Source organism: Bacillus sp. AR13-1, assembly GCF_008042285.1.
Taxonomy (GTDB): Bacteria; Bacillota; Bacilli; order Bacillales; family Bacillaceae_G; genus Bacillus_A; species Bacillus_A mycoides.
In genome coordinates this window covers 89,873-113,644 of the sequence record NZ_QNUA01000021.1, presented here as the reverse complement: position 1 = coordinate 113,644, position 23,772 = coordinate 89,873, and the positions used below count along the sequence as shown (strand labels likewise).

Sequence of the window (23,772 nt, the reverse complement as noted above, 5' to 3'; positions counted from 1 at the left end):
GGTAGTAGGTCCCTGTTGAAAAGAATAAGGAACGTTGTAGTTCCTTATTTTTCTGTTGATTGGCGTTTTTGACGTGCATCAGCGGCATTTGCACGTGCGTTTGCTTCTAAGTCATTGTGGTCAGCGAGTTCGCGAGCGAACTCAACATCAATGCCATCGGCAGCTTTGTTTCGATCTACATTCTTTTTTTTCATTCGAAACAATCTCCTTGTGTTTTATGCGGCGTTGCAAAGTTAGTTTGACACAAATAGACTTTTTTATACAAAGAGGATTTGGAAAGCATAGAGCCGAAATATACAATATAACTAATAGAAATGGGGGATAGGGATGGACTTGTTGAATGGGAAAACAGCTGTTGTAACGGGTGCTGCGCAGGGGATTGGAAAAGAAATCGCACGAGTTTTTGCAAAACTAGGGGCCAAAGTATTAATTAGTGATGTAAATGAAGAGAAGCTACAAAAAACGACACGTGAATTATCAGATGAAGGGTATGATGTGAGTTTATATCGATGTGATGTGAGTAATCAAAATGAAGCGAAGTCGTTAATTGAATATGCGGTGCAAAAATTTGGTACATTACATATTTTAGTGAATAACGCTGGAATTACAAAAGATGCAATGTTACATAAGATGGAGAAATCAGCTTGGGAACAAGTATTACAAGTGAACTTAACTGGCGTTTTTTACTGTATGCAGCCAGCGCTTCTTTATATGAGGCAACAAGGGTATGGGCGGATTATTAATATTTCTTCTATTAGTAGGGAAGGAAATATTGGACAAGCAAATTATGCGGCTACAAAAGCAGGGGTTGTAGGTTTAACAAAAACAGCAGCGAAAGAGGTTGGAAGTTTTGGTATTACGTGTAATGCGATTTGTCCAGGATTTATGGATACTGATATGACAAAAACAATACCGGATAAAGTAAAAGAGAAAATGGTTGGAGCGATTCCAGTTGGAAGAATCGGAACGCCGGAAGATATTGCAAACGCAGCTGCCTTTTTAGCATCAGAGTATGCGTCTTACATTACAGGAGAGGTATTAAATGTGAGCGGTGGGTTGCAAGTGTAAATGAATACATAATGAAAAGAACCTGACCGAGTAGGTCAGGTTCTTTCTCGTTAATTTAAGTTAATCCAAACGCTCTTCACTTCTGTATAGTTGTTCAGCGCGTAAGATCCCATTTCGCGGCCAAGACCGGATTGTTTAAATCCTCCAAATGGAGATGCTGCATCAAAGACGTTATAACAGTTTACCCATACAGTACCAGCACGTACTTTACTTGCAACATAGTGTGCTGTTTTAACATTTTCTGTCCACACACCAGCCGCTAAGCCGAATTGTGATTTATTTGCACGTTCAATCACTTCATCAATATCGTTAAAAGGTATTGCAGAAATAACTGGACCGAAAATTTCTTCTTTTGCGATCGTCATTTCGTCATTTACGTCAGCGAATACTGTAGGAGAAACGAAGTAGCCTTGATCGAATGGATTACTTCCTCCGCATAGTACTTCAGCGCCTTCTTCAATCCCTTTTTCAATGTAGCTCATTACACGTTTTTGTTGTTCTTCGGAAACGAGAGGACCGATTGTTGTTTCAGGGTTAAGACCGGCACCTTGATTTAGTTTTTTAGAATAGAGGACGAGATCAGCCATGACATTATCATACATTTTCTTTGGGATAAATAAGCGTGATCCAGCAGAGCATACTTGTCCTTGGTTAAACATAACACCAGAAAGTGCACCAGGAATCGCGCGAGATAAGTCGGCGTCTGGTAAAATAATGTTCGGTGATTTACCGCCAAGCTCTAAAGTAACACGTTTCAATGATTCAGATGCTTGTCGCATAATTTGTTTACCGACTGGAGTAGAACCAGTAAATGCAATTTTATCAACGAGTGGATGATTAACAAGTGCTTGTCCAGCTGATTCACCGAATCCAGGAACGATATTAATAACACCTTTCGGGAATCCAGCTTCTTCAATTAATTCAGCTAAGTATAGAGCGGATAGTGGAGTTTGTTCTGCAGGTTTTAAAACGATTGTACATCCTGTAGCAAGCGCAGCTCCCATTTTCCACATTGCCATAAGAAGTGGGAAGTTCCAAGGGATAATTTGACCGACGACACCAACAGCCTCATGGCGTGTATAGTTAAAGTAATCACCGGAAACAGGAATTGTTTGACCAACAATTTTCGTCGCCCAGCCAGCATAATAGCGCATATGCTCAATTGCAAGTGGTATGTCTGCCGCCATTGTTTCACGGATTGGCTTTCCGTTATCTAACGTTTCGAGCTGTGCGAGCTCTTCTTTATGCTCTTCCATTAAATCAGCGAGCTTGTACATAAGACGGCTGCGTTCAGCAGTGCTCATGCGTGACCAAGGACCTTCATCGAAAGCCATTCGAGCTGCTACCACAGCTTTATGAATGTCTTCGCGACCAGCTTCAGCAACGATAGCGAGTGTTTCACCAGTTGCTGGGTTAGGAGTTTTAAATGTTTTTCCGGAAGCGCTTTCAACGAACGCTCCGTTCACATATAGTTTCTTTGTGCCCTGAAGAAATTTCTCTACCTTTTCATGAAGATTTACAGCTAGTTGACTCATTGTATAACCCCCTTGAAAATATAATTTAAACGCAGTACGAGACGGCGTTTATTCCGAAATCAAGGATGTGGGAACTAGATGAAAAGCCTCTACTTAAAATCATAAATAAAAAATGCTGAAAATTCAAATTTCATTTTCGTTACAATTGTAAAAAATATGTAATGAAACATTGTATTCTATATAATTACAAAAAATCCTGCGCGTTTTTGTTTTCTAGTAGGAAAAACTAGAAAAACAGTGGTACAATTATACATCGTGAGAGGAGGGGGAAAATGAAGAATTATCATGATGATCCGCGCTTTCGAGTTGCCCATAGAGAAGCGTTAATTGGTCTTGGATTAGCTATTATTAATTTTATAATATGGTATGGATTTGCTTATGGGCTTGGAAGTAAGGATCCAAGTGAATATACATATGTATTAGGTTTTCCAGCATGGTTTTTTTATAGCTGTATCGTTGGATTTATCGTAATGGTTATTTTGCTTATTTTAGTTGTTCGTTTTTTATTTCAAGATATTTCACTCGATGAGGAAGAAAAAAGTGAGGAATGATAGATGAATTGGTATGTAATAATCCCAATGATAATTTCTTTTATCGTTGTGTTTTTAATTGGTGTATATGCATCAAGACGTGTACAAGCAACCGCTAATAATAAATTTTTACAAGAATATTTTCTTGGTGGGCGTGAACTTGGTGGCTTATTATTAGCTATGACGATGATTGCTACGTACGGTAGTGCAAGTAGCTTTATCGGCGGGCCTGGTATTGCTTACAATATGGGTCTTGGATGGGTGCTGTTATCAGCGATTCAAGTTGTAACAGGATATATCGTTTTAACGGTTATTGGTAAAAAGTTTGCTATTATCGCTAGAAAGATGGAAGCAATTACGCTTATTGATTATTTAAAGGGCAGATACAATAATAAAGCGGTAGTTGTTCTTTCTGCGTTATGTATTATAATCTTTTTGTTCTCAGCAACAGTAGCCCAGTGGGTTGGCGGCGGACGATTAATTGAGTCGCTAACAGGACTTTCCTACACAACGGCACTATTTTTATTTACATTTTCTGTACTTGTGTATGTGTTAATTGGTGGATTTCGTGCAGTCGCTTTATCAGATACGTTATTAGGAATCATTATGTTAGTCGGAACAACAATCATTTTAATTGCTACTGTCATTGCTGGTGGCGGAGTTGAAAAGATTATGCAGGAACTTATTCAAATTAATCCGAATCTAATAACACCGTTCGGAGCGGATGGAAGTTTAACGAAATCATATGTCACATCATTTTGGATTTTAATTGGGATTGGTGTCGTTGGATTACCGCAAATTAGTGTGCGTGCTATGTCTTATAAAAATTCAAAAGCTATGCACCAAGCATTAATCATTGGAACGGTTGTCGTCGGTACAATTATGATTGGTATGCATTTAACAGGTGTGTTTGCAAGAGTAGTCCTTCCAGGCATAACGGTACCAGATAAAGTAATGCCGCTACTCGCAATGGAAGTGTTGCCACCTTGGTTAGCTGGAGTTTTCTTAGCTGCACCAATGGCAGCGATAATGTCTACTGTGAACTCATTATTATTACTTGTAAGTTCGTCAATTATTAAAGATATATATGTGAACTACATAAATAAAGATGCCGCGGATAGTACGATAAAGAAAGGTAGCCTATTGATTACTGGTATCGTAGGATTACTCGTATATGCTGCCGCTATTAAGCCACCAGACTTTTTAATTTGGTTAAATTTATTTTCTTTCGGTGGTTTAGAAGCAGCGTTCATTTGGCCGATTGTGTTAGGTTTATATTGGAAAAAAGGAAATGCAACTGGAGCTCTTGCATCTATTTTAGTTGGAGTAGGTTCCTATATGTTTATTCACCTTTGCTACCCTAATCCATTCGGTATACATACAGTTGTTTTCCCGATTTGCTTTGCATTTATCTCTTATATAATTGGTAGTATGGTTACGATGAAAAAAGTAGCATAAAAATATAGAAAAACGTAGGAACTTCTAATATGAAGTTCCTACGTTTTTTGTTTATACAAAATTTATCTTTTTCATTCTGTATTCCGTCATGTATTCATAAAGTAATAACAATTGATGGGATGGAGTTGAGGTCTATGAAAAAAATATTATTTTTAGGAGACCCAGGAATTGATGACTCTTTAGCAATTATGTATGGATTATTGCATCCTGATATTGAGATTGTTGGAGTAGTAACAGGATATGGGAATGTAACGCAGGAAAAGGCGACGAGTAATGCGGCGTATTTATTGCAAATGGCGGGCCGGGAAGATATACCTGTTATTAATGGAGCGAAAATTCCTTTATCTGGGGATTTTGTAACATATTATCCGGAAATTCATGGGGTAGACGGTTTGGGACCTATTAAGCCTCCTAAAACTTTTTCTCCCAATATTAAACCTTTTTGTGCATTTTTCGATATCATTGAAAAATATAAAGGAGAACTAATCATTGTTGATGCCGGCAGATCAACAACATTAGCGACGGCATTTATTTTAGAAAAACCAATGATGAAGTATGTGAAAGAATATTATATAATGGGCGGAGCTTTTTTAATGCCCGGAAATGTTACACCGGTCGCGGAAGCCAATTTTCATGGTGACCCAATTGCATCACAATTAGTTATGCAAAATGCGAAAAATGTGACATTAATACCGCTTAACGTTACATCAGAAGCGATTATTACACCGGAGATGGTGAAATACATTACGAAACATTCTAAAACGAATTTCAAGAAATTAATAGAACCGATTTTCGATTATTATTATAAAGCTTATAAAAATCTGAATCCTAAAATAACAGGGAGCCCAGTGCATGATGTAGTAACGATGATGGTAGCGGCAAATCCATCTCTTTTAGATTGCGTGTATCGTCGTGTTGATGTAGATACGGTTGGAGTTGCGAAAGGGGAAAGTATCGCTGATTTTCGCCCGCAACCTGAAGCAAAAGCGTTGAAAAATTGGGTTAAAATTGGCTGGTCTTTACATTATAAAAAGTTTCTAGAGGATTTTGTGAAAATTATGACGTAGACATAATAGTAGCATACAAGTTAAAATAATGGAGATGATTGTTTAAATAATCATCTCCATTATTTTGTTTTTAAGAGATAAATAGAGAAGAGTTACACAATAGGAGAGGAATTTTACTTGAAAAAAACTATAGTATGCGCAGTGATTGTGGGTATTTTTGTTTTGCTGATATCAGGTAACTTTTTAGTGAAAAAAGTGTGGAGTTCAAATAATGATGATGCGCAGTACATAGCATCCTTTATTGAAGAACATAAAGATGAAAAGAATAGTGCACTTTTAATAAAAAGAAATGATAAAGTCGTGTATTCTGTAAATCCGGATGTTGTATTGCCAGTTGCTAGTACGATGAAGTTAATTGTGGCGCTTGAATATACGAAACAAGTTACAGAGGGGAAAATCGATCCGTCTAGTTTCGTTTCAATTAATGATGTGAATCGTTATTATGTGCCGGGTACAGATGGTGGTGCACAAGATAGATGGCAAAATTATTTGCAAAAAAAAGAAAAGATAACTGAAGGAGCGGTTTCTTTAGAAGAAGTTGCAAAAGGAATGGTTAAGTTTAGTTCTAATGCAAATACTGAATATTTAATGGAGGTATTAGGATTAGACAATATTAATCGGAATTTACAAAGTTTAGCACTTCCTGCACATCAACCGCTATTTCCGATTGTTTCATCTTTATACATTCCGGGATATTTGCATAAAGAATTACATGTTCCAAAATATAAAATAGAGAAAAAGTTAAAAGAAATGTCTCAAGAGCAATATCGTGAATATGCTATGATTATTCATGAACGCTTAAAAAAGAAGGGACCATTATTACAGAAGGAAATTCCTCTGTATTTAGAGGAACGTTACGACAAAATTTGGTCGGATAGATTGCCGGCTGCTTCCGCTAACGATTATATGGTACTGCTTCAAAAGGCAAATCATCAAGGTGGTCTTACAGAAGCGGAAGAAAAAGTGTGGGCGAATATCGTTGAAACAGATATGAGCGCAAAGAAATATCGTAAAACATTCAGGCATGCTGGACAAAAGAATGGTTATACACCATGGACGGTAACAAAAGCAGTTTATGCAATGGATAAACGCGGAAACTGTACAGAAATTGTTTTCTTGGCAAATAATTTAAATGAAGATGACAGTGCTGAAATACGTAAACATTTAGCAAATCTACACTTTCAAGTGTTGCAAAGTGATAAGTATGATGCGACTTTTATTAAATAAACTCGGTGCTATGAGCGCCGAGTTTATTTTTATGTACAAGCACTTTTTCACCATCCTTGGGTATGATGGGTAGTAACACTTAGGCGAAAGGGGAAAAGGTGATGAAACAGAGTAAAGAAGAGTTTATTAAGAATGAAGGCGCTGATTTCCCTGGGAAAACATATGTAGATTGTGTATTACAGCACGTATTTAATTTTCAGCGTAATTATTTATTAAAAGATATGTTTCAAGTGCATAGGGCACATATTACTATGTTAACTGAAGAGAAGTTAATGAAAAGAGAAGAAGCGAAAGTTATATTAATCGCACTTAAAAAAGTAGAGGGGATTCCAAAGGAGAAGTTGCTATATACAGAGCAACATGAAGATCTTTTTTTCTTAGTTGAACATTTGCTTTCTCAAGAAGCAAAGTGTGAATTTGTAAGTAATATGCATATCGGTAGAAGTAGAAATGATATGGGTGTAACGATGTATCGCATGAGTTTACGGCAATTTGTATTGCGGTTAATGGAACATCATTTATTGCTGCAAGAAAGTATGCTGGAGCTCGCCGGTGAACATATGGAAACAATTATGCCCGCGTATACACATACACAACCGGCGCAGCCGACAACATTTGGTCATTATATTTTGGCAATTTATGATACGATGCAACGAGATTTAGAAAGAATGAAAAAAGCGTATCATCTTTTAAATCATTCTCCAATGGGGGCAGCTGCGCTTTCTACAACAAGCTTCCCAATTAAGAGAAAACGAGTGGCACAGTTACTTGGGTTTACAAATGTAATTGAGAACTCATATGATGCTGTTGCTGGAGCAGATTATTTATTAGAAGTTAGCTCGTTACTAATGGTTATTATGACGAATACGAGTAGATGGATTCATGATTTTTTACTATTAGCGACGAAAGAATATGATGGGATTACTGTAGCGAAGCCATATGTGCAAATAAGTAGTATTATGCCGCAAAAACGAAATCCTGTTTCAATAGAACATGCCCGTGCTATTACGAGTAGTGCTTTAGGGGAAGCATTTACTGTATTTCAAATGATTCATAATACACCATTTGGCGATATTGTCGATACGGAGGATGACTTGCAGCCGTATTTATATAAAGGAATCGAAAAGGCGATTCGTGTTTTTTGTATGATGAACGCAGTTATTCGAACGATGAAAGTAGAAGAGGAAACGTTAAAAAGTCGTTCATATAAACACGCGATTACGATTACAGATTTCGCAGATGTTTTAACGAAAAACTATGAAATACCATTTCGGCATGCACATCATGCAGCAAGTGCGATTGCGAATATGTCATTGGAGCAGAAAAAGGAGTTACATGAATTAAATTTCAAAGAGATAAATGTATACTTACAAGAAAATTTGAAAGTAAATTTATTAGAAGAAGAGTGGAAAGAAATTATATCACCAGAAGCTTTTATTCAAAAAAGAAATGTATATGGTGGACCGAGTAAAAAAGAGATTGAGCGTATGATTAAAAATCGAAAAGAGTCATTTCAAAAAGAAGAAGAGGTATTTGAAAAGGAAAAACAAAGAATTTTACAAGCTGAAAATGATTTGAATACGTTAGCTTCGAACATTATTAAATCGTAAAAGAAGGATTTAATGAATTAATCGCCAATACTTAATGAAACTATAAATAGAGAGAAGAGATTGTCGATGATTCAACTACATGTATATGAAGAGATTCTTAATTTTACAGAAGAGGTTAAACCATTTTTAGAGAAGAATGAGCAGGAAAATAATCTCATATTAGGTGTATTATAAATGGTCCAAGAACCGATATTTATAGGAGTAGCAAAACAAGAGGAAGAAATTGCAGCTGTATTTCTTCAAACAGAAGAAAAGAAACAAATAATTGTTGCTACGTCTGAGATTTCGGCAGTAGCTATTAAGGAACTTGCAAAAGAGTTAACGAAAGTATATCCACATATTCCTGGATTGATTGGTAATAAAAAAATCGTACAGAAATTAGCGGAAGAGATTGCAGTGTTAGAGAATAAGAAAACTAATGTTGCAATGGAGCAAGGTATATATGAATTAAAACAAGTAAAGAAAAAGTGGAACGGAGATGGAATCTTTCGAGAAGTAAGTAGTGATGAGCTAACATTAATAGAGCAGTGGATATATCAATTTTGCGAAGATGTGAAGCTTCCTACTACGAAAGAAGAAGCGAAACAAACTGCTCATACATTAATTACTAATCGTTGTCTATTTGGTTTAGAAGTAGACGGGAAGATTGTTTCTGTAGCTGCAAAAACGAGACCGACTACAAACAATATAACAGTTAATTTTGTATATACACCGAAAGAAGCTCGGAAAAAAGGGTACGCATCTAGTTGTGTCGCTGCACTTAGTCAACGTATGTTAGATGAAGGCTACAAAACAACGACATTATATACGGACCTGGCAAATCCGACATCAAATAAAATTTATCAAGAAATTGGTTATGAGAAGATTATGGAGTCTGTACTTATATTTTTAGAGAAATAGAATGAAAAGGCACGCTATTATAGCGTGCCTCTTTGTTATTCATCAATTCGAATTACTTCACCCTGCGGGAAATTCTCAGTTTCTAGTAAGTTACGAATAGCTTTCGCAACATATTCAGGTGACAGCAGCTTTCCTTCTTCTTTTAATGCGGTGAATCGATCTAAGTTAATAAAGTCTTCCTTATTTGTTTCACGAATTTGTGCTTGCATATTTGTATCAACAACACCGGGTGCGAAAGCGACAGTTTTTACAGGATATTCTTTCTCCACTTCTTCAGTAGCTACGCACTGTGTAAACATATTTACACCGGCTTTCGTTGTACAATAAGCTCCCCATCCGAAATAAGGATTTTTTCCTGCTCCAGATGAAATATTTATAATGCGTTTTTCTACTTTCCAGTCTTTCGTATGTTTCATGAAAGTGGAAGTAAGAATCATTGGTGCGATTAAATTAATATGAACGTTCGTAATGAATTGTTCACTTTCTGACTTTTCAATAGGTTTCATTGGTGCAAGTGTTCCTGCATTATTAATTAAATGAATTGATGAGACATTGTCTTTTTGAATAGATGAAAAGACTTCGTTAAAATGAGTTTCTAAATTATGTACATCTTGAAGATCTATGGAATGGAAAATATAATTGCTGTCGTTTTGCTCTGCGAGTTTTGCAAGCTGTTTATTTTCTCTCCTAGAAATAGAGATAACGGTTGTATTTTCTTCTAACAATTGCACGGCGATTGCCTCACCTAAACCTTGTGAAGTTCCTGTTACGATAACGTAGCGCATAGTATAGTAAACTCCTCTCCATATATGTGGAATTTTGTTGGACAACGTACATTATATAGTTTGTCTACATTTTATAGTATAGAGCACTTTTTACTATAAATGAAATGAGATGATTGTGTGCCTTTTATGAATCGTTTTACAACAACAGTAACTGGTGCTGTCACGTTCACTGGGAACACGTTGGGACTAAGTCCTACATCACCTGCACCAAACAATAACTTCGGCACGATTGATGTGTTTACAACGATAAATACATCGCTTCAAGTGCCTGGATTCCCGGCAGGAACAACGAATGACTGGCCATTAAATTCTTCAAGTGCAATTTTGAACCTTCCAGCAGGAAGTAGTGTTTTATACGCAGAACTAGTATGGGCCGGCACATACCGAACCGATACAGAGGATGTTACAGCATTTTTAAATGATAATATTTCATTTACAACACCAGCAGGAACATTTTCTGTTGCACCAGATCCTGCAACTGCGCAGCAAGGTTCAGTTGGGAACCAGTTTTATTATGTTCGCTCTGCTAATGTAACGAATCTTGTTAATACAGGTGGGGCAGGCACATATACAACAGGTGCCGTGCCAGCTGCAAGAACTTCAGCTGATCCAACAATCAGTCGTTCAGCTGGCTGGACGCTTGAGGTAGTTTATCAAAATGCAAGTTTACCACTTCGGAATTTGTCAGTATATGCAGGTCAAGAGATTATCGATGCTTCATCCCCGCCAGTTGATGCTACTATTTCAGGGTTTGCTACTCCGGCAACAGGAGCTGTTACAGGAAGAGTGCTCGTAACTGCTCAAGAAGGTGATTCTAACATTGTTGGAGATCAGCTTCGCTTTGGACCGAATGCAAATGCTACAGTCGCATTATTCGGTCCGAGAAACCCCGCGAATAATTTCTTTCAATCACAAATTTGTAATGATAGTGGCAATCTAGATACGAGCGGCACATTTGGAGATTTGAATCAGCCGTTAGGAATCGCTTTAGCGGTCCGAAGACAAGGGTGGGATATTACGAATGTAGATGCCTCATCTTCTTTAGTAAACAATCAAACGTCAGCAACTGTTCGCTTTGTCACAAATGGAGATGGATACGCTGCAGCTGGTTTTGGTGTTCAAATTGATGCGACAGGTCCAATCATTAATCCTGTTAAATCGGTTAATAGAACAGTTGCAGGGGTAGGGGATACTCTCACCTATACGATTACGGTCCCGAACACAGGAACAGGAAGTGCAGAAAACGTTGTATTACAAGATAGTATTCCGAACGGAACGACATTTGTAGCAGGTAGTGTAACGGTAGGTGGAGTAACACAACCGAGTGCGAATCCAGCGAATGGAATTAATTTAGGTACAATCCCAAATAACACGCAAAGAATTGTTACATTTCAAGTTCGAATAACATCGTTCCCGAACCCAAACCCTATTCCAAATCGTGCAATGGTGTCATACCAATTCCGTCCTGTTGTTGGAAGTCCTCCTATCACAAGTACAGCTTCTTCAAATACAGTACAGACGACGGTAAATCGCGCAAATGTAAGTTTGCAAAAATCTGTAGATTTACAGACGGCAACACTTAATGATGTATTAACGTACACAGTTAATGTGACGAATAATGGGAATGTCGCTGCAAATAATGTGATTTTTGTTGATAGTATACCTGCTGGAACAACATTTGTCGCAAATAGTGTTACGGTAAATGGAGTAGCACGTCCAGGAGCGAATCCATCAAGTAGTATTAATCTTGGAAGTATTAATGCTTCACAAACGACTGTAGTACGCTTTCAAGTTCGAGTAACATCTAATCCTCTTGTAAATCCAATTCCGAACCGTGCAAGTGTAACATTTAACTTTACTCCAGTGCCTGGCCAACAACCAATTTCAGGTCAAGCGACAAGTAATACTGTATTTACTACTATTAATATAGCTGATATAAGAACGAGAAAAACAGTGGATAGAGCTTTTGCGACAGTTAATGACGTTCTTACGTACACCGTTACAATTGAAAATACAGGAAATGTACTTGCGACAAATGTTATTTTTCAAGATCCGATCCCAACTGGAACGACTTTTATACCAAATAGTGTAACTGTAGATGGGGTTTCACAGCCTGGAGCAAATCCTGCGACTGGGTTTACAGTAGCGAATATATCTCCAGGTGGAAGTAGGACAGTGACTTTTCAAGTACGAGTCACATCTACGCCATCAGGAGGGACGATTGCGAATCGTGGAAATGTATCGGCTAATTTCGTCGTTATTCCGAATCAGCCGCCAGTAACGATTAATAGACAAACGAATACAGTTGTAACACAAGTTAATACAGGTGGTTTAAATGTAATAAAGGAAGTGAATACAACGCAAGCGGCAGTAGGGGACACTTTAACATACACGATTGCCGTCCAAAATACAGGAAACGTTCCGTTAACAAATGTGTTTTTCCAAGACACTATTTCTTCCGCTGTTTCATTTGTTGCAAATACTGTAACGATTAATGGAGTACCGCAAAGTGGATTGAATCCGAATACAGGATTTTCTCTTCCAAATATTCCTGCGGCTCAAACCGTTGTAGTCACATTTGACGTATTAATTGTACAGAATCCAGAAAATGAAGATATTTTAAATCAAGCAAATGTAACAGCAAGTTTTCAAGTGAATCCGAGCGAACCGCCAGTAACAATCAATGTTCCTAGTAACATTGTGAATACAACTGTACAATCAGGGAATTTTGAAGTTGTGAAAGCAGTGAATACGGATGTTGCAACGGTAGGGGATGTTTTAGTATATACAATCGAAGTCATAAATGCAGGTAGTGTACCAGCTACAAATGTATTTTTCCAAGATTCAATTCCACAAGGGACATTATTTATTGAAAACAGTGTATTTGTTAATGGTGTTTTACAAGAAGGGGCAGATCCAGAACTTGGATTCCCATTAAATAATTTGCCTACTGGCGCGAGTGTAATTGTTACGTTTGAAGTATTAATTGATGAAATTCCCCAAGGAAATAATGTCGTAAATAATGCGAATGTAACTGGAGATTTCCTTGTAAATCCAACAGAGCCACCGATTACTGTAACAGTACCAAGTAATACTGTTATGACAGTCGTGAATTCTTCAGGGTTAAATGTAATGAAGAGCGTAAGCGCTACTGAAGCAGGTGTAGGAGATACGTTAACGTATACAGTTCGTATACAAAATAGTGGAACAGTAGCAGCGACAAATGTATCATTCCTCGATCCTATTCCATCTGGAACAACGTTTGTAGCAAATAGTGTAACAATAAACGGAACACCTCAGCCAGGTTTAAACCCAACGACTGGATTTCCGCTTGCCAATATTCCAGTAGGAGGGATGGTAACAGCTGCTTTTCAGGTGACAATCACGAGTGTACCACCAAATAGAGTTCTTCCGAATAATGCAAATGTGACTGCTGATTTTCAAGTAAGTCCTTTGCAGCCACCAATTACAATTGTAACAATTAGTAATATTGTTGTGACGCGAGTGAATGTAGGATCAATTAATGTAATAAAGAGTGTAAACACACCGCAAGCAGGTGTAGGAGATACGTTAACGTATACGATTCTTATTCAAAATACAGGAACTGTTCCTGCAACAAATATTATTTTTCAAGATCCGATTCCTGTTGGAACTGCGTTTGTAGCGAATAGTGTCACGATAAATGGAGTTGTTCAGCAAGGTGCAGACCCTGTGGTAGGTTTTCCAGTTCCGAATATTCCAGTTGGGCAAACCGTTACAGTTACGTTTCAAGTTATAGTGACGAGTGTCCCGAGTGGTGGAAATATTAGAAACCAATCAAACGTTACTGCAAGTTTTCTTATAAATCCAGCTAATCCTCCAATAACGACTGTTACGAATAGCAATTTCGTCGTGACGCAAGTAAACACAGCACAGTTAAATATACAAAAATCTTCATCTGTACAACAAGCGGCACTTGGAGAAATTTACACGTATTCTGTTGTCATTAGAAATAATGGAACGGTAACAGCAACGAATGTCTCTTTCATTGATCCAATTGCTCCAGAAACAACATTTGTAGCAAATAGTGTAACGATAAATGGAACTCCTCAACCTGGATTTGATCCAAATATAGGTTTTACGCTTCCTAATATAGCTGCTGGCACATCATTGACTGTAACGTTCCAAGTAACAGTAGTTGCGCCATCCACGCGTGGAGCCGTACTAAACACGGCAGCTGCAACAGCCACTTTTTTATTAAATCCTTTACAGCCCCCTGTAACAACGACGAATACAAGTAATACGACAGTAGTTACGATACCGTTACCTCCTCCTGGTGAAGTAACAGCAACAAAAACAGTTGACGTTGCAACTGGAGCGGTTGGGGATGTATTAACGTATACCGTGCTAATTTCAAACGTAGGAATTATACCTGTTACAGATGTGTTCTTCCAAGATGTCATACCAGAAGGAACGACATTTGTAGAAGATAGTGTAACGATAGGTGGGGTGCAGCAACTTGGTTTAAATCCAGAAATAGGATTTACAGTTACTCCATTATTAATTAATGGTGGAAGTATTGAGGTAACGTTCCGAGTGACGATTACAGAAATTCCAGATAATGAAGTCATATTAAATGATGCAGACGTTACATTTACTTCACAACCAAATCCGCAGGAACCACCGATTACGGAAACGATATTAACAAATTTAGTCGTTACGACAATTAATATAGCGTTTATTTTTCCGTTAAAACTAGTAGATAAAGAAGTAGCGACTGTAGGAGAAATTTTAACGTATGATGTATTGATTTTTAATTTTGGAACAGTGGCAGCGACGAATGTTCAATTTATAGATACTACTTCCGCGGGTGTAGCATTTGTACCAGGAAGTGTGAGCATAAACGGGGTACCAGCACCAGGATTAGATCCTTTTATCGGTTTTACAGTTCCAGATATACCTGTAGATGATTTTGTACTTGTCACATATCAAGAGATGGTAACGAGCATACCAGAAGGTGGAACAGTTGTTAACTTTGTAGATGTTACGGCTACATTTGCTGTAAGTGAAACAGAGCCGCCTATTACTGAAACAACGACAAGTAACACGACATTAACCGAAATAAATGAACCTGGTTTGAATGTTTTAAAATCAGTAAGTGAGCCAATTGTTGCAGTAGGCGATACAATCACATATACGACAGTAGTTCAAAATACAGGGACAGTGACAGCGACGAATATTCAATATAGTGATGTATTACCTTCCTCTATAGCATTCGTGCCGAATAGTGTAACGATAGGTGGTGTGATACAACCTGGGTTCAATCCTAATAATGGATTCCCACTTCCAGATATAAATTCAGGGGGAAGTGTAGAAGTCACATTCCAAGTAACCGTTGTTAGTGTTCCATCAAACGGAACAATTGCCAATACGGCAAATGTTACTGGAAGCTTTATATTAGTACCAGGAGAACCACCAGTTATAGTAAATCAGCCAAGTAACACAACGCTCACAACTGTAAATAGAGGACGCTTTAATGTTATTAAACAAGTCAATAGAGCTGCTACCTTAGTTGGAGATGTATTAACGTATACAGTGCAAATAACGAATACAGGAACAGTAACAGCTAACGATGTTCAGTTTATTGATACGATTTCAGCAGGAGCGTCATTTGTATCGAGTAGTGTAACGGTAAATGGAGTTTCGCAACCAAACTTAAATCCGATTACTGGCTTTGGAGTAGGAGATATACTAGTTGGTGACACGGTTATAGTGACGTTTCAAGCGACAGTTACAAACATCCCGTCATCAGGAACCATTACGAACGTTGCAAATATAACGGGAAGCTTTACTTTAGTACCAGGAGAGCCACCGGTTGTAGTAACAGAGCCGAGTAATACGACAATAACAAGGGTAAATAGAGGACGATTTAATGTTATAAAAACCGTAAATAAAGAAGCAACACGATTAGGGGACACGTTAACTTATAGTGTGCAAGTTACAAATACAGGAACGGTAGCTGCGACAAATGTTCAGTTTATTGATATCCCATCGCCTGATTTAGAATTCGTTCCAGGAAGCGTACAAATAAATGGGATTCCACAAGTAGGTTTAGATCCTTTTGTAGGCTTTTCATTACCGGATCTTGCAGTAGGAGATAGCATATTAATCACATTTGAAGTAAATGTAATCGTAATTCCGCCTTCTAGTAGCATTATGAATACAGTGAGAGTAACTGGAGATTTTGAATTGATTCCAGGAGAACCACCGTTTACAATTACGAATTCAAGTAATACGACAGTCACACCAGTAAATAGAGGCAGTTTAGATATGCTGAAAGAAGTAGATCATTCAATTGTTGGAGTAGGAGAAACGGTAACGTACCGTGTTCGCATATTAAATACTGGTACGGCTGATGCAATGAATGTTCAATTTATTGATGTGTTATCGCCGGAAGCGGCTTTTGTACCAAATAGTGTAACGGTAAATGGAGTAGCACGTCCAGGAGTAAATCCGCAGGTTGGATTTACGATTTTAGACATTCCAGTCGGTGAGACGGCGATTGTAACATATGAAGCTACAATTACAAGTTTTCCAGATGGTGGTACAGTAGTGAACGTTGCTGGGGCATCGGCAGAATATATTTTAGTACCAGGGGAACCGCCAGTTACAGTGATGGACACGAGTAATACAGTTATTGTAACGGTAAATACTGCAATCTTATTTGTTGCAAAAGGAGCAAACTTTGAAGTAGCAATGGTAGGAGATGTTGTCACTTACGGAATTGCTGTTATAAATGATAGTACAGTTCCTGTGACGAATATTATTTTAACAGACATCATTGACCCAAATACGTTATTTATAAATGGCACGGTAACGGTAAATGATGTACCTTTTCCATTTGCCAATCCGAATACCGGTATCCTTTTAGGTGATTTTCAGCCGAATGATGCAGCAATTATTAATTTCCAAGTTGTAATAACAGGAGGGCAAATAAATAACTTAGTAACAAATACAGCTACAGCGAATGGGCTTGCAACTGTAAATCCTAATGAGCCGCCAGTAGTAGTTGAAGGCGATAGTAATACAGTTGTTATTCCGTTTATTCCTCAAAATGTTTCAACAACAGTCGTAAAAACGGCAGATCTTCAATCAGCAACAATTGGAGATGTTATTACGTTTACGACAGTTATTACAAATACGGGAGATACAGCGATACAAAATATTCGTTTTCAAGATATGTTAGATAGTAGTGTTCAATTTGTTCCTGGAAGTGTAACTGTTGATAATACGCCAGTGCCAAATGTAAGCCCAGTATCAGGGTTTCTTATAGGAAGTTTAAATCCAGGTGAAGCACGGACAGTTTCGTTCCAAGTAACAGTTCAGAGTGCACCAAGTGGTTCAGGAAATTATATTAATCAAGCGAGTATTCGCTTCGAACATCAAGTAGGCACAGTATTGCCACCTGTTACACAAATAATAGATAGTAACATAGTTGTCATTCCATTTGTTCCAACGATAGAACAAATTTGTGAAACAAACTTTAATTGTTTAGACAAAATTCCATTTCACTGTTCTCCGTGTAATCAGTTGCGAATAAATAAAAAATAAAAACAAAAAGAGCATCCTGAAAGAATAGGATGCTCTTTTTGTTTAGATCAAGTAGCTTCTTCTTCGGGAGAAGTGAAAAATTCGTTGACTTTGTTGGAGAGTAGAAATGGAATAGCTCCTTTTATAACGGAAATGTCCCAGTCCCACCATGCAAGGTTTTCTAGTTTTTCAATGATTTCTTGCGGGAAACGATATCGAACTAGTTTGGCAGGATTACCAGCGACGATTGCATATGGAGGTACGTCTTTTGTAACAACACTCTTGGCCCCGATAATGGCCCCGTTACCAATTGTAACACCAGATAAAATGCAGGATTGATAACCAATCCATACATCATTGCCGACTACGATATCACCTTTTGAAGAAGGATGACCAGTAATGTGTGCTCCTTCTTCGAAGAGGACATTAAATGGATAAGTTGTTATCCAATCAGCACGATGTTCACCGCCAAGTACGAAAACGACTTCTTCTCCTAATGAACAAAACTTACCTATTTTTAATTTTGTTTCATCATTCCAAGAAAAAATAATAGGGCCTACTTTACTGTAAGTATAATCACCGATATCATATTTATTATATTCAGGTTTTTGATTTAAATATAACATACCAATTTTAGCATCCTCTCTAAAGAAAGTAATGGATATGGAACATTATATGTAAGGTGAAGTAAGGCGAACTATGTTGTATGAAATAGTAATGTGCAAAAATGTTAGTAGGCAAGATGAATAAAAGGGAGTGAAATGTATGAGATACGAAATGGGATTATATAATAAACCTTTTCAGTCGATTCAATTAGGAAAAAAAGTATATGAAGTACGCTTATACGATAAAAAACGTCAACTTATAAAACAAGACGATGAAATTGTATTTACGAACCTTACGACAGCAGAAACGATGGCTGTAAAAGTAACGGAGATAAAACGATACGAAAGCTTTAAAGCAATGTACGAACAAATTGATAAAAAATTATTTGATTGTGAAGAACTTAGTATAAAAGAAATGTTAGAAAGTACATACGGAATATATACGAAAGAACAAGAAAAAGAATGGGGAACAGTTGCGATTGGTGTTGAGGTAATAAAGTGAGAAGAAATCGCGGTGCAGCTATAATTATACAAGGTGGTAAAATCGCTCTTATAAAACGTGTTCGAGAAGGTGAGATGTATTTTGTTTTTCCAGGCGGGGGAATTGAAGAAGGAGAAACGCCTGAAGAAGCAACGAAGCGAGAGGTTTATGAAGAATTAGGGGTACATATACAAGTGGAGCATCTGATTGCAAAGGTGGAGTATAAAGGTACGGAGTATTATTATAATGCCCATATTATAGGTGGAGTTTTCGGAAGTGGTAAAGGCGAGGAGTTCGAGCTGAAAGATAGAGGGAGTTATATTCCTTTATGGATGCCGGTAAATGAGTTGCCAAATTTAAATGTAAAACCTTATGATGTGGCCAAATGTGTATTTGATTATTATGGAATATAAGGTCTGACAACATACAAAAAAAACCATTGACATAGCCTTCTGATTTAAGTATTGTATTCGAGTATGTTTATAATCAGGAGGTTTATATGAGCAATCAAACTACTACACATCATGTGAAAATGACAACAGCAGATCCATCTGGAATCGGTCTATTTGGATTAGCGATGGTAACACTTGTAGCATCGTCTCAAAAGTTAGGCTTAACAGATGGCGTTTCACTTGTATTACCATGGGCAATCTTTTTAGGAGGATTTGCACAAATCTTTGCATGCATTCACGATGCAAAGCACAACAATACGTTCGGTACAACAGCATTTGGTGCGTACGGCCTATTTTGGTTAGGTGTTGGAATGACTTGGTTAATTCAACTTGGAGTATTTGGCGAAAAATTAGCCCAAACTGCAGATTCAAAACAGCTCGGTGTAGCCTTTATCGGATACTTGATTTTCACGATCTTTATGACAATTGGTGCAATGGAAACACATAAAGTATTATTTATGATTTTCGTCCTTATTGATTTCTTATTTATCGGTCTTTCATTAAGTACTTTAGGTGTTATGCCGCACGCAATGCATAATTTAGCAGCGTATTCTGAACTATGTATTTCATTATTATCTTTCTATGGTTCAGCAGCAGCTGTGTTAAATACACACTTCGGAAAAGTTGTATTACCAGTTGGAAAACCCTTTGGTATTTTTAAAAAGTAATAAAAAAGAACAGATGATTGTATAGTCATCTGTTCTTTTTTTTATGGAATAAAATAAAATAGCAAAAAATATAATTGAAATTGATTCTCATTATTAATATAATGAGAATGAGAATCATTTATTGTAAGAGGGGGATGCCACAGTGGCGAAAATTTTAATAGCGTATGCAAGTATGTCAGGGAATACAGAGAGTATTGCTGATTTAATTAAAGTAAGTTTAGATGCCTTTGATCATGAAGTAGTATTACAAGAGATGGAAAGTATGGATGCTGAAGAATTATTAGCGTATGATGGAATCATTTTAGGATCTTATACGTGGGGTGATGGTGAATTACCATTTGAAGCGGAAGATTTCCATGATGAGTTAGAAAATATAGATTTAACGGGTAAAAAAGTGGCTGTTTTTGGATCAGGTGATACGGCGTATGAGCTGTTTTGTGAAGCGGTAACGATATTTGAAGAACGTCTTGTAAAATGTGGGGCAGAACTTGTACAAGAAGGATTGAAAATTGAATTAGCTCCAGAAGATAAAGAAGACGTTGAAAAATGCAGTGATTTTGCAATTGCTTTTGCCGAGAAGTTCTAGGAACGGGAGTGTCAACGTGGAAACAATGTTAAGTGCAACTGCTATTACAAAGTTAAGAGATGGAAAGCTTTTGTTAGCTACTACATATAATGGTTTATTCATTGAAAAAGATGGAGAATGGAAACAGGCTTTAACTGGTTTCCAAAAACGAATTCGAGATTTACATAGTGAAGGTAACGTAGTTTACGGAGTAGGAGACGAAGGAGTTTTTATTCGTAGTATGAATGGTGGAGAAACGTGGACGATCCAGCGCTTTCCAACGAAAGCAACGAGCTGGAATGTATGTAGTAATGAGAATGGAACAGTAATTGCTCATGGAGATAAAACACTGTATCATTCTAATAATTTTGGTTCCACATGGGAGACTATTCAGCCATTTCTTAATTACGGTAGTGAGGCACCATCTATTCGATCATTATTTTTATATAAACATTACTTATTTATCGGTACGAAAATACATACTAAATATGGTGGTGTTTGGCTTTTTGATTTAGAGACACGTAAATTAAAAAGGATTAAAATAGCGATGAATCAGATGATTTCTGCGTTGACTATACATAATTCCTATTTAGTAGCGGCAAGTGGATCGTGCAAGGGGATTAGCGGAAATATTTCTTTTTGCAGAATAAATGAGAGTATCGAAAGTGATAAAATAGGTTGGCATACATGTCAAAGTGAACAAAAAGCGAGTAGTTATTTAGATTTAAGTGTGGATCAACATGTGTTATATACAACGTCAACGCAAAATAAGGCGGGAATTAGCACTGTTTGCCGTGTGCTTCTTGAAGAAGGAATTGTTACAGTATGTGATTCGGTTAAAGGGCATGGTTGGCGCATTGTTAATGAAAAAGAAGGCTATGTTGTAGCTGGATCAGGTGAATTAAAAACGATGCAGTGGAAAAAAAAAGCTGTATAACTTTAAAAAAACTTTACTTTTATTATATTGGTATGATATAGTTACTTTAAACCATTTTACTTTTAATAATATAGAGATTTAAATGAGCTGTAACTTCCGAGGAGGATAGCAATGTTAAATCTCCTCTGGGGTTGCAGTTTTTTAATATATGATGTATTATTGTAAAGTGGTTGAAAATGAATATGTACATATAGGTACATTGTAGGAGGATTTTTTAAATGCAAAACGGTAAAGTAAAATGGTTTAACGCAGAAAAAGGTTTCGGTTTCATCGAGGTTGAAGGCGGAGAAGACGTATTCGTTCATTTCTCAGCTATCCAAGGCGACGGCTTCAAATCTTTAGAAGAAGGTCAAGAAGTTACTTTCGAAGTAGAACAAGGTAACCGTGGACCTCAAGCTACAAACGTAAACAAGAAGTAATTATGAAAAAAAGAAGGGCTTGCCCTTCTTTTTTTTTTGCGTTTTTATTGAATATCCTCCTATGTACATGTAATAATAAGACTGAATTTTTGATTTTTATGCGAAGTTTTTCATGCATAAAGTGCATTAATAAATAAATACTGAAAATAAAGTATGTGTGTGAAAAGGAATTTAGAAAGAGGTAAATAAATTGAAAAACGCTACACACTTCATTGTGTTTGATATTGAAAGGAATTTTAGGCCGTATAAATCAGAAGATCCGTCAGAAATAGTTGATATTGGAGCTGTAAAAATAGATGTGAGTACAATGAAGGTTATTGGAGAATTTTCAGAGTTAGTAAAACCAAGTGCCCCATTAACTCGTCATACAACAAAATTAACTGGAATTACAAAGAAAGATTTAATAGGTGTAGGGAATTTCCCTCAAATTATAGAGAAATTTATTCAGTTCATCGGAGAAGATTCAATATTTGTTTCATGGGGAAAAGAAGATTACCGTTTTCTATCTCAAGATTGTACATTATACGGTGTAGAATGCCCATGTATGGAAAAAGAGAGTAGATTTGATGTGCAAAAATTTGTTTTTCAGGCGTATGAAGAATTATTTGAGCATACACCAAGTTTACAATTAGCAGTGGATCAGCTCGGCTTAACGTGGGAAGGGAAGCAGCACCGGGCTTTAGCAGATGCTGAGAATACAGCAAATATCTTTCTGAAAGTATATGGCGAGAGAGATATTAACAAGCGATACAAGAGACATGGTGAGCTTGAACTTGTAAAGAACGGAAAACTAACAGAAAAAGCGAAAAAAAGGATGCGGAAATGGGTGTTTAAAGAACTGAGAAAAAATACAGAGCGTCCTTTTGTATGGAGTGCATTTGAAAGTAGTGACACGTGGGAAGGTATAACGGAAAGATATTATATAAGTGAATCAGCAGTAGAACTTCTGAAAAAACACTTTCCTACTGCGGTGAGAAAAGCGGAGCGGCAGCTTAGGTATTTGGCTGAGATGGAGAAAGTAGTAGAAGAAAGTTAGTAATAAAATTTATTTTATTCATATGTACAACTAGACTTCAGGATTAAGTTGCTGAAGTTTAGTTGGAAAATTCACGGCTTGTCCTGTATTGTTAATGGAATATTTTGTTGTTTTTAGTACGGATATACATAGAAAAGAGTGTAGTTTAATGGAAGCAATCTTTAACATTTTAACCGTTTTAGTTTTTTTGATAATATTTACCACACTATTTGCACTAATTACACTTCCTTTCATAGCAAAGAAGAAGAATTGGAAAAAGCTTAATATATCTTTAGCTCGTGGTGTATTAAAGATTAAAATCGAAGAGTAAGGTAAGAGTCTTATACAAGGGAGGTGTGATAGTGATAGACTTGGAAATCAAAGATGTCACCGTACAGATGGAATTAAATGGTGTCTTTTGGAATGAGGATGGAATTGCTGAAATGATGGTGACTACAAAAGCGGAGCATTCTCTTATTCTTCGTCTAGTAGTTGACTTAGAAAGTAAAACGATTCGTGCGATGAATGCCGAGATAGTGGGTGGGTTCTGTCCTCTATGTAAACAGAAAAGGAACGAATGTAGTGAACTTAATGACGTGCAAAATAAAATGGATATTTTAGAAGAAGCCTACGATTGGGTGAGAGAGCATCCGGAATATCGTTTTCAATTATCTCTTTACGAGTACAATAAATTTGAGGTAGTAAAGTGAAATTTTCATTTTAACAACATACATAATGACTAAAAGGAAAAACACCAAAAACTTATAGAAGGACTTGGTCAACTAGGGATATTGAAGTAGATGTCTCTCATGGAAATACGCTTGTACAACAAGGAAGGAATCTGCTTGATGCTACAAGAAATGTCATCTTGGAGCAAAAAT

Annotated in this window: 19 protein-coding genes and 1 pseudogene; 16 read left to right on the top strand and 4 right to left on the bottom strand. The window is 37.0% G+C overall.

The features are described from left to right. Positions 1–44: 44 nt before the first annotated feature. Entirely contained in the window at positions 45–194 is a 150-nt protein-coding gene (locus DN408_RS17380; protein ID WP_002128468.1) for a YfhD family protein, read from the bottom strand. Positions 195–327: 133 nt separating this feature from the next. On the opposite strand from DN408_RS17380, the gene fabG reads away from it, so the two are divergent. Then, a complete protein-coding gene (fabG, locus tag DN408_RS17375) occupies positions 328–1,068 on the top strand; it encodes a 3-oxoacyl-ACP reductase FabG (RefSeq protein WP_002128467.1) in 741 nt (246 codons plus the stop codon). Between the two features lie 50 nt (positions 1,069–1,118). Here the strand turns inward: fabG and dhaS are convergent, their stop codons facing one another. Continuing rightward, a complete protein-coding gene (gene dhaS / locus DN408_RS17370) occupies positions 1,119–2,603 on the bottom strand; it encodes an aldehyde dehydrogenase DhaS (protein ID WP_078178579.1) in 1,485 nt (494 codons plus the stop codon). Positions 2,604–2,875: 272 nt separating this feature from the next. Between dhaS and DN408_RS17365 the strand changes: the two genes are divergently transcribed. From DN408_RS17365 to DN408_RS17340, 6 genes and pseudogenes are all read left to right on the top strand, one after another. Then, positions 2,876–3,154: a YhdT family protein gene (locus DN408_RS17365; protein WP_002014357.1), complete on the top strand. Its 279-nt coding sequence runs from the start codon at positions 2,876–2,878 to the stop codon at positions 3,152–3,154. Between the two features lie 3 nt (positions 3,155–3,157). Continuing rightward, the gene (gene panF, locus DN408_RS17360; RefSeq protein WP_002087740.1) at positions 3,158–4,591 is read left to right on the top strand and encodes a sodium/pantothenate symporter; all 1,434 of its coding nucleotides are present in this window, start codon (positions 3,158–3,160) and stop codon (positions 4,589–4,591) included. A gap of 134 nt (positions 4,592–4,725) precedes the next feature. Continuing rightward, positions 4,726–5,658, top strand: coding sequence for a nucleoside hydrolase (locus DN408_RS17355; protein WP_078178578.1), 933 nt, complete (start codon positions 4,726–4,728; stop codon positions 5,656–5,658). Between the two features lie 117 nt (positions 5,659–5,775). Then, entirely contained in the window at positions 5,776–6,885 is a 1,110-nt protein-coding gene (locus DN408_RS17350; protein ID WP_002128464.1) for a serine hydrolase, read from the top strand. 101 nt (positions 6,886–6,986) lie between these two features. Then, positions 6,987–8,495 (top strand): argininosuccinate lyase, encoded by a 1,509-nt coding sequence (argH, locus tag DN408_RS17345; protein WP_016127399.1) that lies wholly within the window; start codon positions 6,987–6,989, stop codon positions 8,493–8,495. A gap of 66 nt (positions 8,496–8,561) precedes the next feature. Next, positions 8,562–9,395 (top strand): annotated as a pseudogene (locus tag DN408_RS17340) (GNAT family N-acetyltransferase). A gap of 35 nt (positions 9,396–9,430) precedes the next feature. Here the strand turns inward: DN408_RS17340 and DN408_RS17335 are convergent. Further along, positions 9,431–10,180 carry a (S)-benzoin forming benzil reductase gene (locus DN408_RS17335; protein WP_002128461.1) on the bottom strand — a complete coding sequence of 250 codons (750 nt, stop codon included), beginning with the start codon at positions 10,178–10,180 and terminating at the stop codon, positions 9,431–9,433. Between the two features lie 117 nt (positions 10,181–10,297). Between DN408_RS17335 and DN408_RS17330 the strand changes: the two genes are divergently transcribed. Then, positions 10,298–17,770: a DUF7507 domain-containing protein gene (locus tag DN408_RS17330; RefSeq protein ID WP_147740272.1), complete on the top strand. Its 7,473-nt coding sequence runs from the start codon at positions 10,298–10,300 to the stop codon at positions 17,768–17,770. 47 nt (positions 17,771–17,817) lie between these two features. On the opposite strand, the gene DN408_RS17325 is transcribed toward DN408_RS17330, so the two are convergent. Further along, positions 17,818–18,375 (bottom strand): CatB-related O-acetyltransferase, encoded by a 558-nt coding sequence (locus tag DN408_RS17325; protein WP_002128459.1) that lies wholly within the window; start codon positions 18,373–18,375, stop codon positions 17,818–17,820. A gap of 139 nt (positions 18,376–18,514) precedes the next feature. Between DN408_RS17325 and DN408_RS17320 the strand changes: the two genes are divergently transcribed. The 8 genes from DN408_RS17320 (at position 18,515) to DN408_RS17285 (ending at position 23,601) form a co-directional block, all read left to right on the top strand. Further along, positions 18,515–18,856, top strand: a complete 342-nt coding sequence (locus tag DN408_RS17320) for an ASCH domain-containing protein (protein ID WP_002128458.1) — start codon at positions 18,515–18,517, stop codon at positions 18,854–18,856. Next, positions 18,853–19,248 carry an NUDIX hydrolase gene (locus DN408_RS17315; protein ID WP_002128457.1) on the top strand — a complete coding sequence of 132 codons (396 nt, stop codon included), beginning with the start codon at positions 18,853–18,855 and terminating at the stop codon, positions 19,246–19,248. The genes DN408_RS17320 and DN408_RS17315 overlap by 4 nt, the downstream gene beginning before the upstream one ends. 86 nt (positions 19,249–19,334) lie before the next feature. Next, entirely contained in the window at positions 19,335–19,955 is a 621-nt protein-coding gene (locus DN408_RS17310) for an acetate uptake transporter (protein WP_000070943.1), read from the top strand. 142 nt (positions 19,956–20,097) lie between these two features. Continuing rightward, positions 20,098–20,541 (top strand): flavodoxin, encoded by a 444-nt coding sequence (locus DN408_RS17305; protein ID WP_147740271.1) that lies wholly within the window; start codon positions 20,098–20,100, stop codon positions 20,539–20,541. 16 nt (positions 20,542–20,557) lie between these two features. Then, positions 20,558–21,457: a WD40/YVTN/BNR-like repeat-containing protein gene (locus DN408_RS17300; RefSeq protein WP_002087724.1), complete on the top strand. Its 900-nt coding sequence runs from the start codon at positions 20,558–20,560 to the stop codon at positions 21,455–21,457. A 218-nt stretch (positions 21,458–21,675) separates the two neighbouring features. Further along, positions 21,676–21,876, top strand: a complete 201-nt coding sequence (gene cspB / locus DN408_RS17295) for a cold shock-like protein CspB (protein ID WP_001179147.1) — start codon at positions 21,676–21,678, stop codon at positions 21,874–21,876. 190 nt (positions 21,877–22,066) lie between these two features. Continuing rightward, on the top strand, positions 22,067–22,912 hold the full coding sequence (locus DN408_RS17290) for an exonuclease (protein WP_002167856.1): 846 nt from the start codon (positions 22,067–22,069) through the stop codon (positions 22,910–22,912). A gap of 341 nt (positions 22,913–23,253) precedes the next feature. After that, complete coding sequence (locus tag DN408_RS17285) at positions 23,254–23,601, top strand: hypothetical protein (RefSeq protein WP_142333433.1); 348 nt, start codon at positions 23,254–23,256, stop codon at positions 23,599–23,601. The last annotated feature ends 171 nt before the right edge of the window (positions 23,602–23,772 follow it).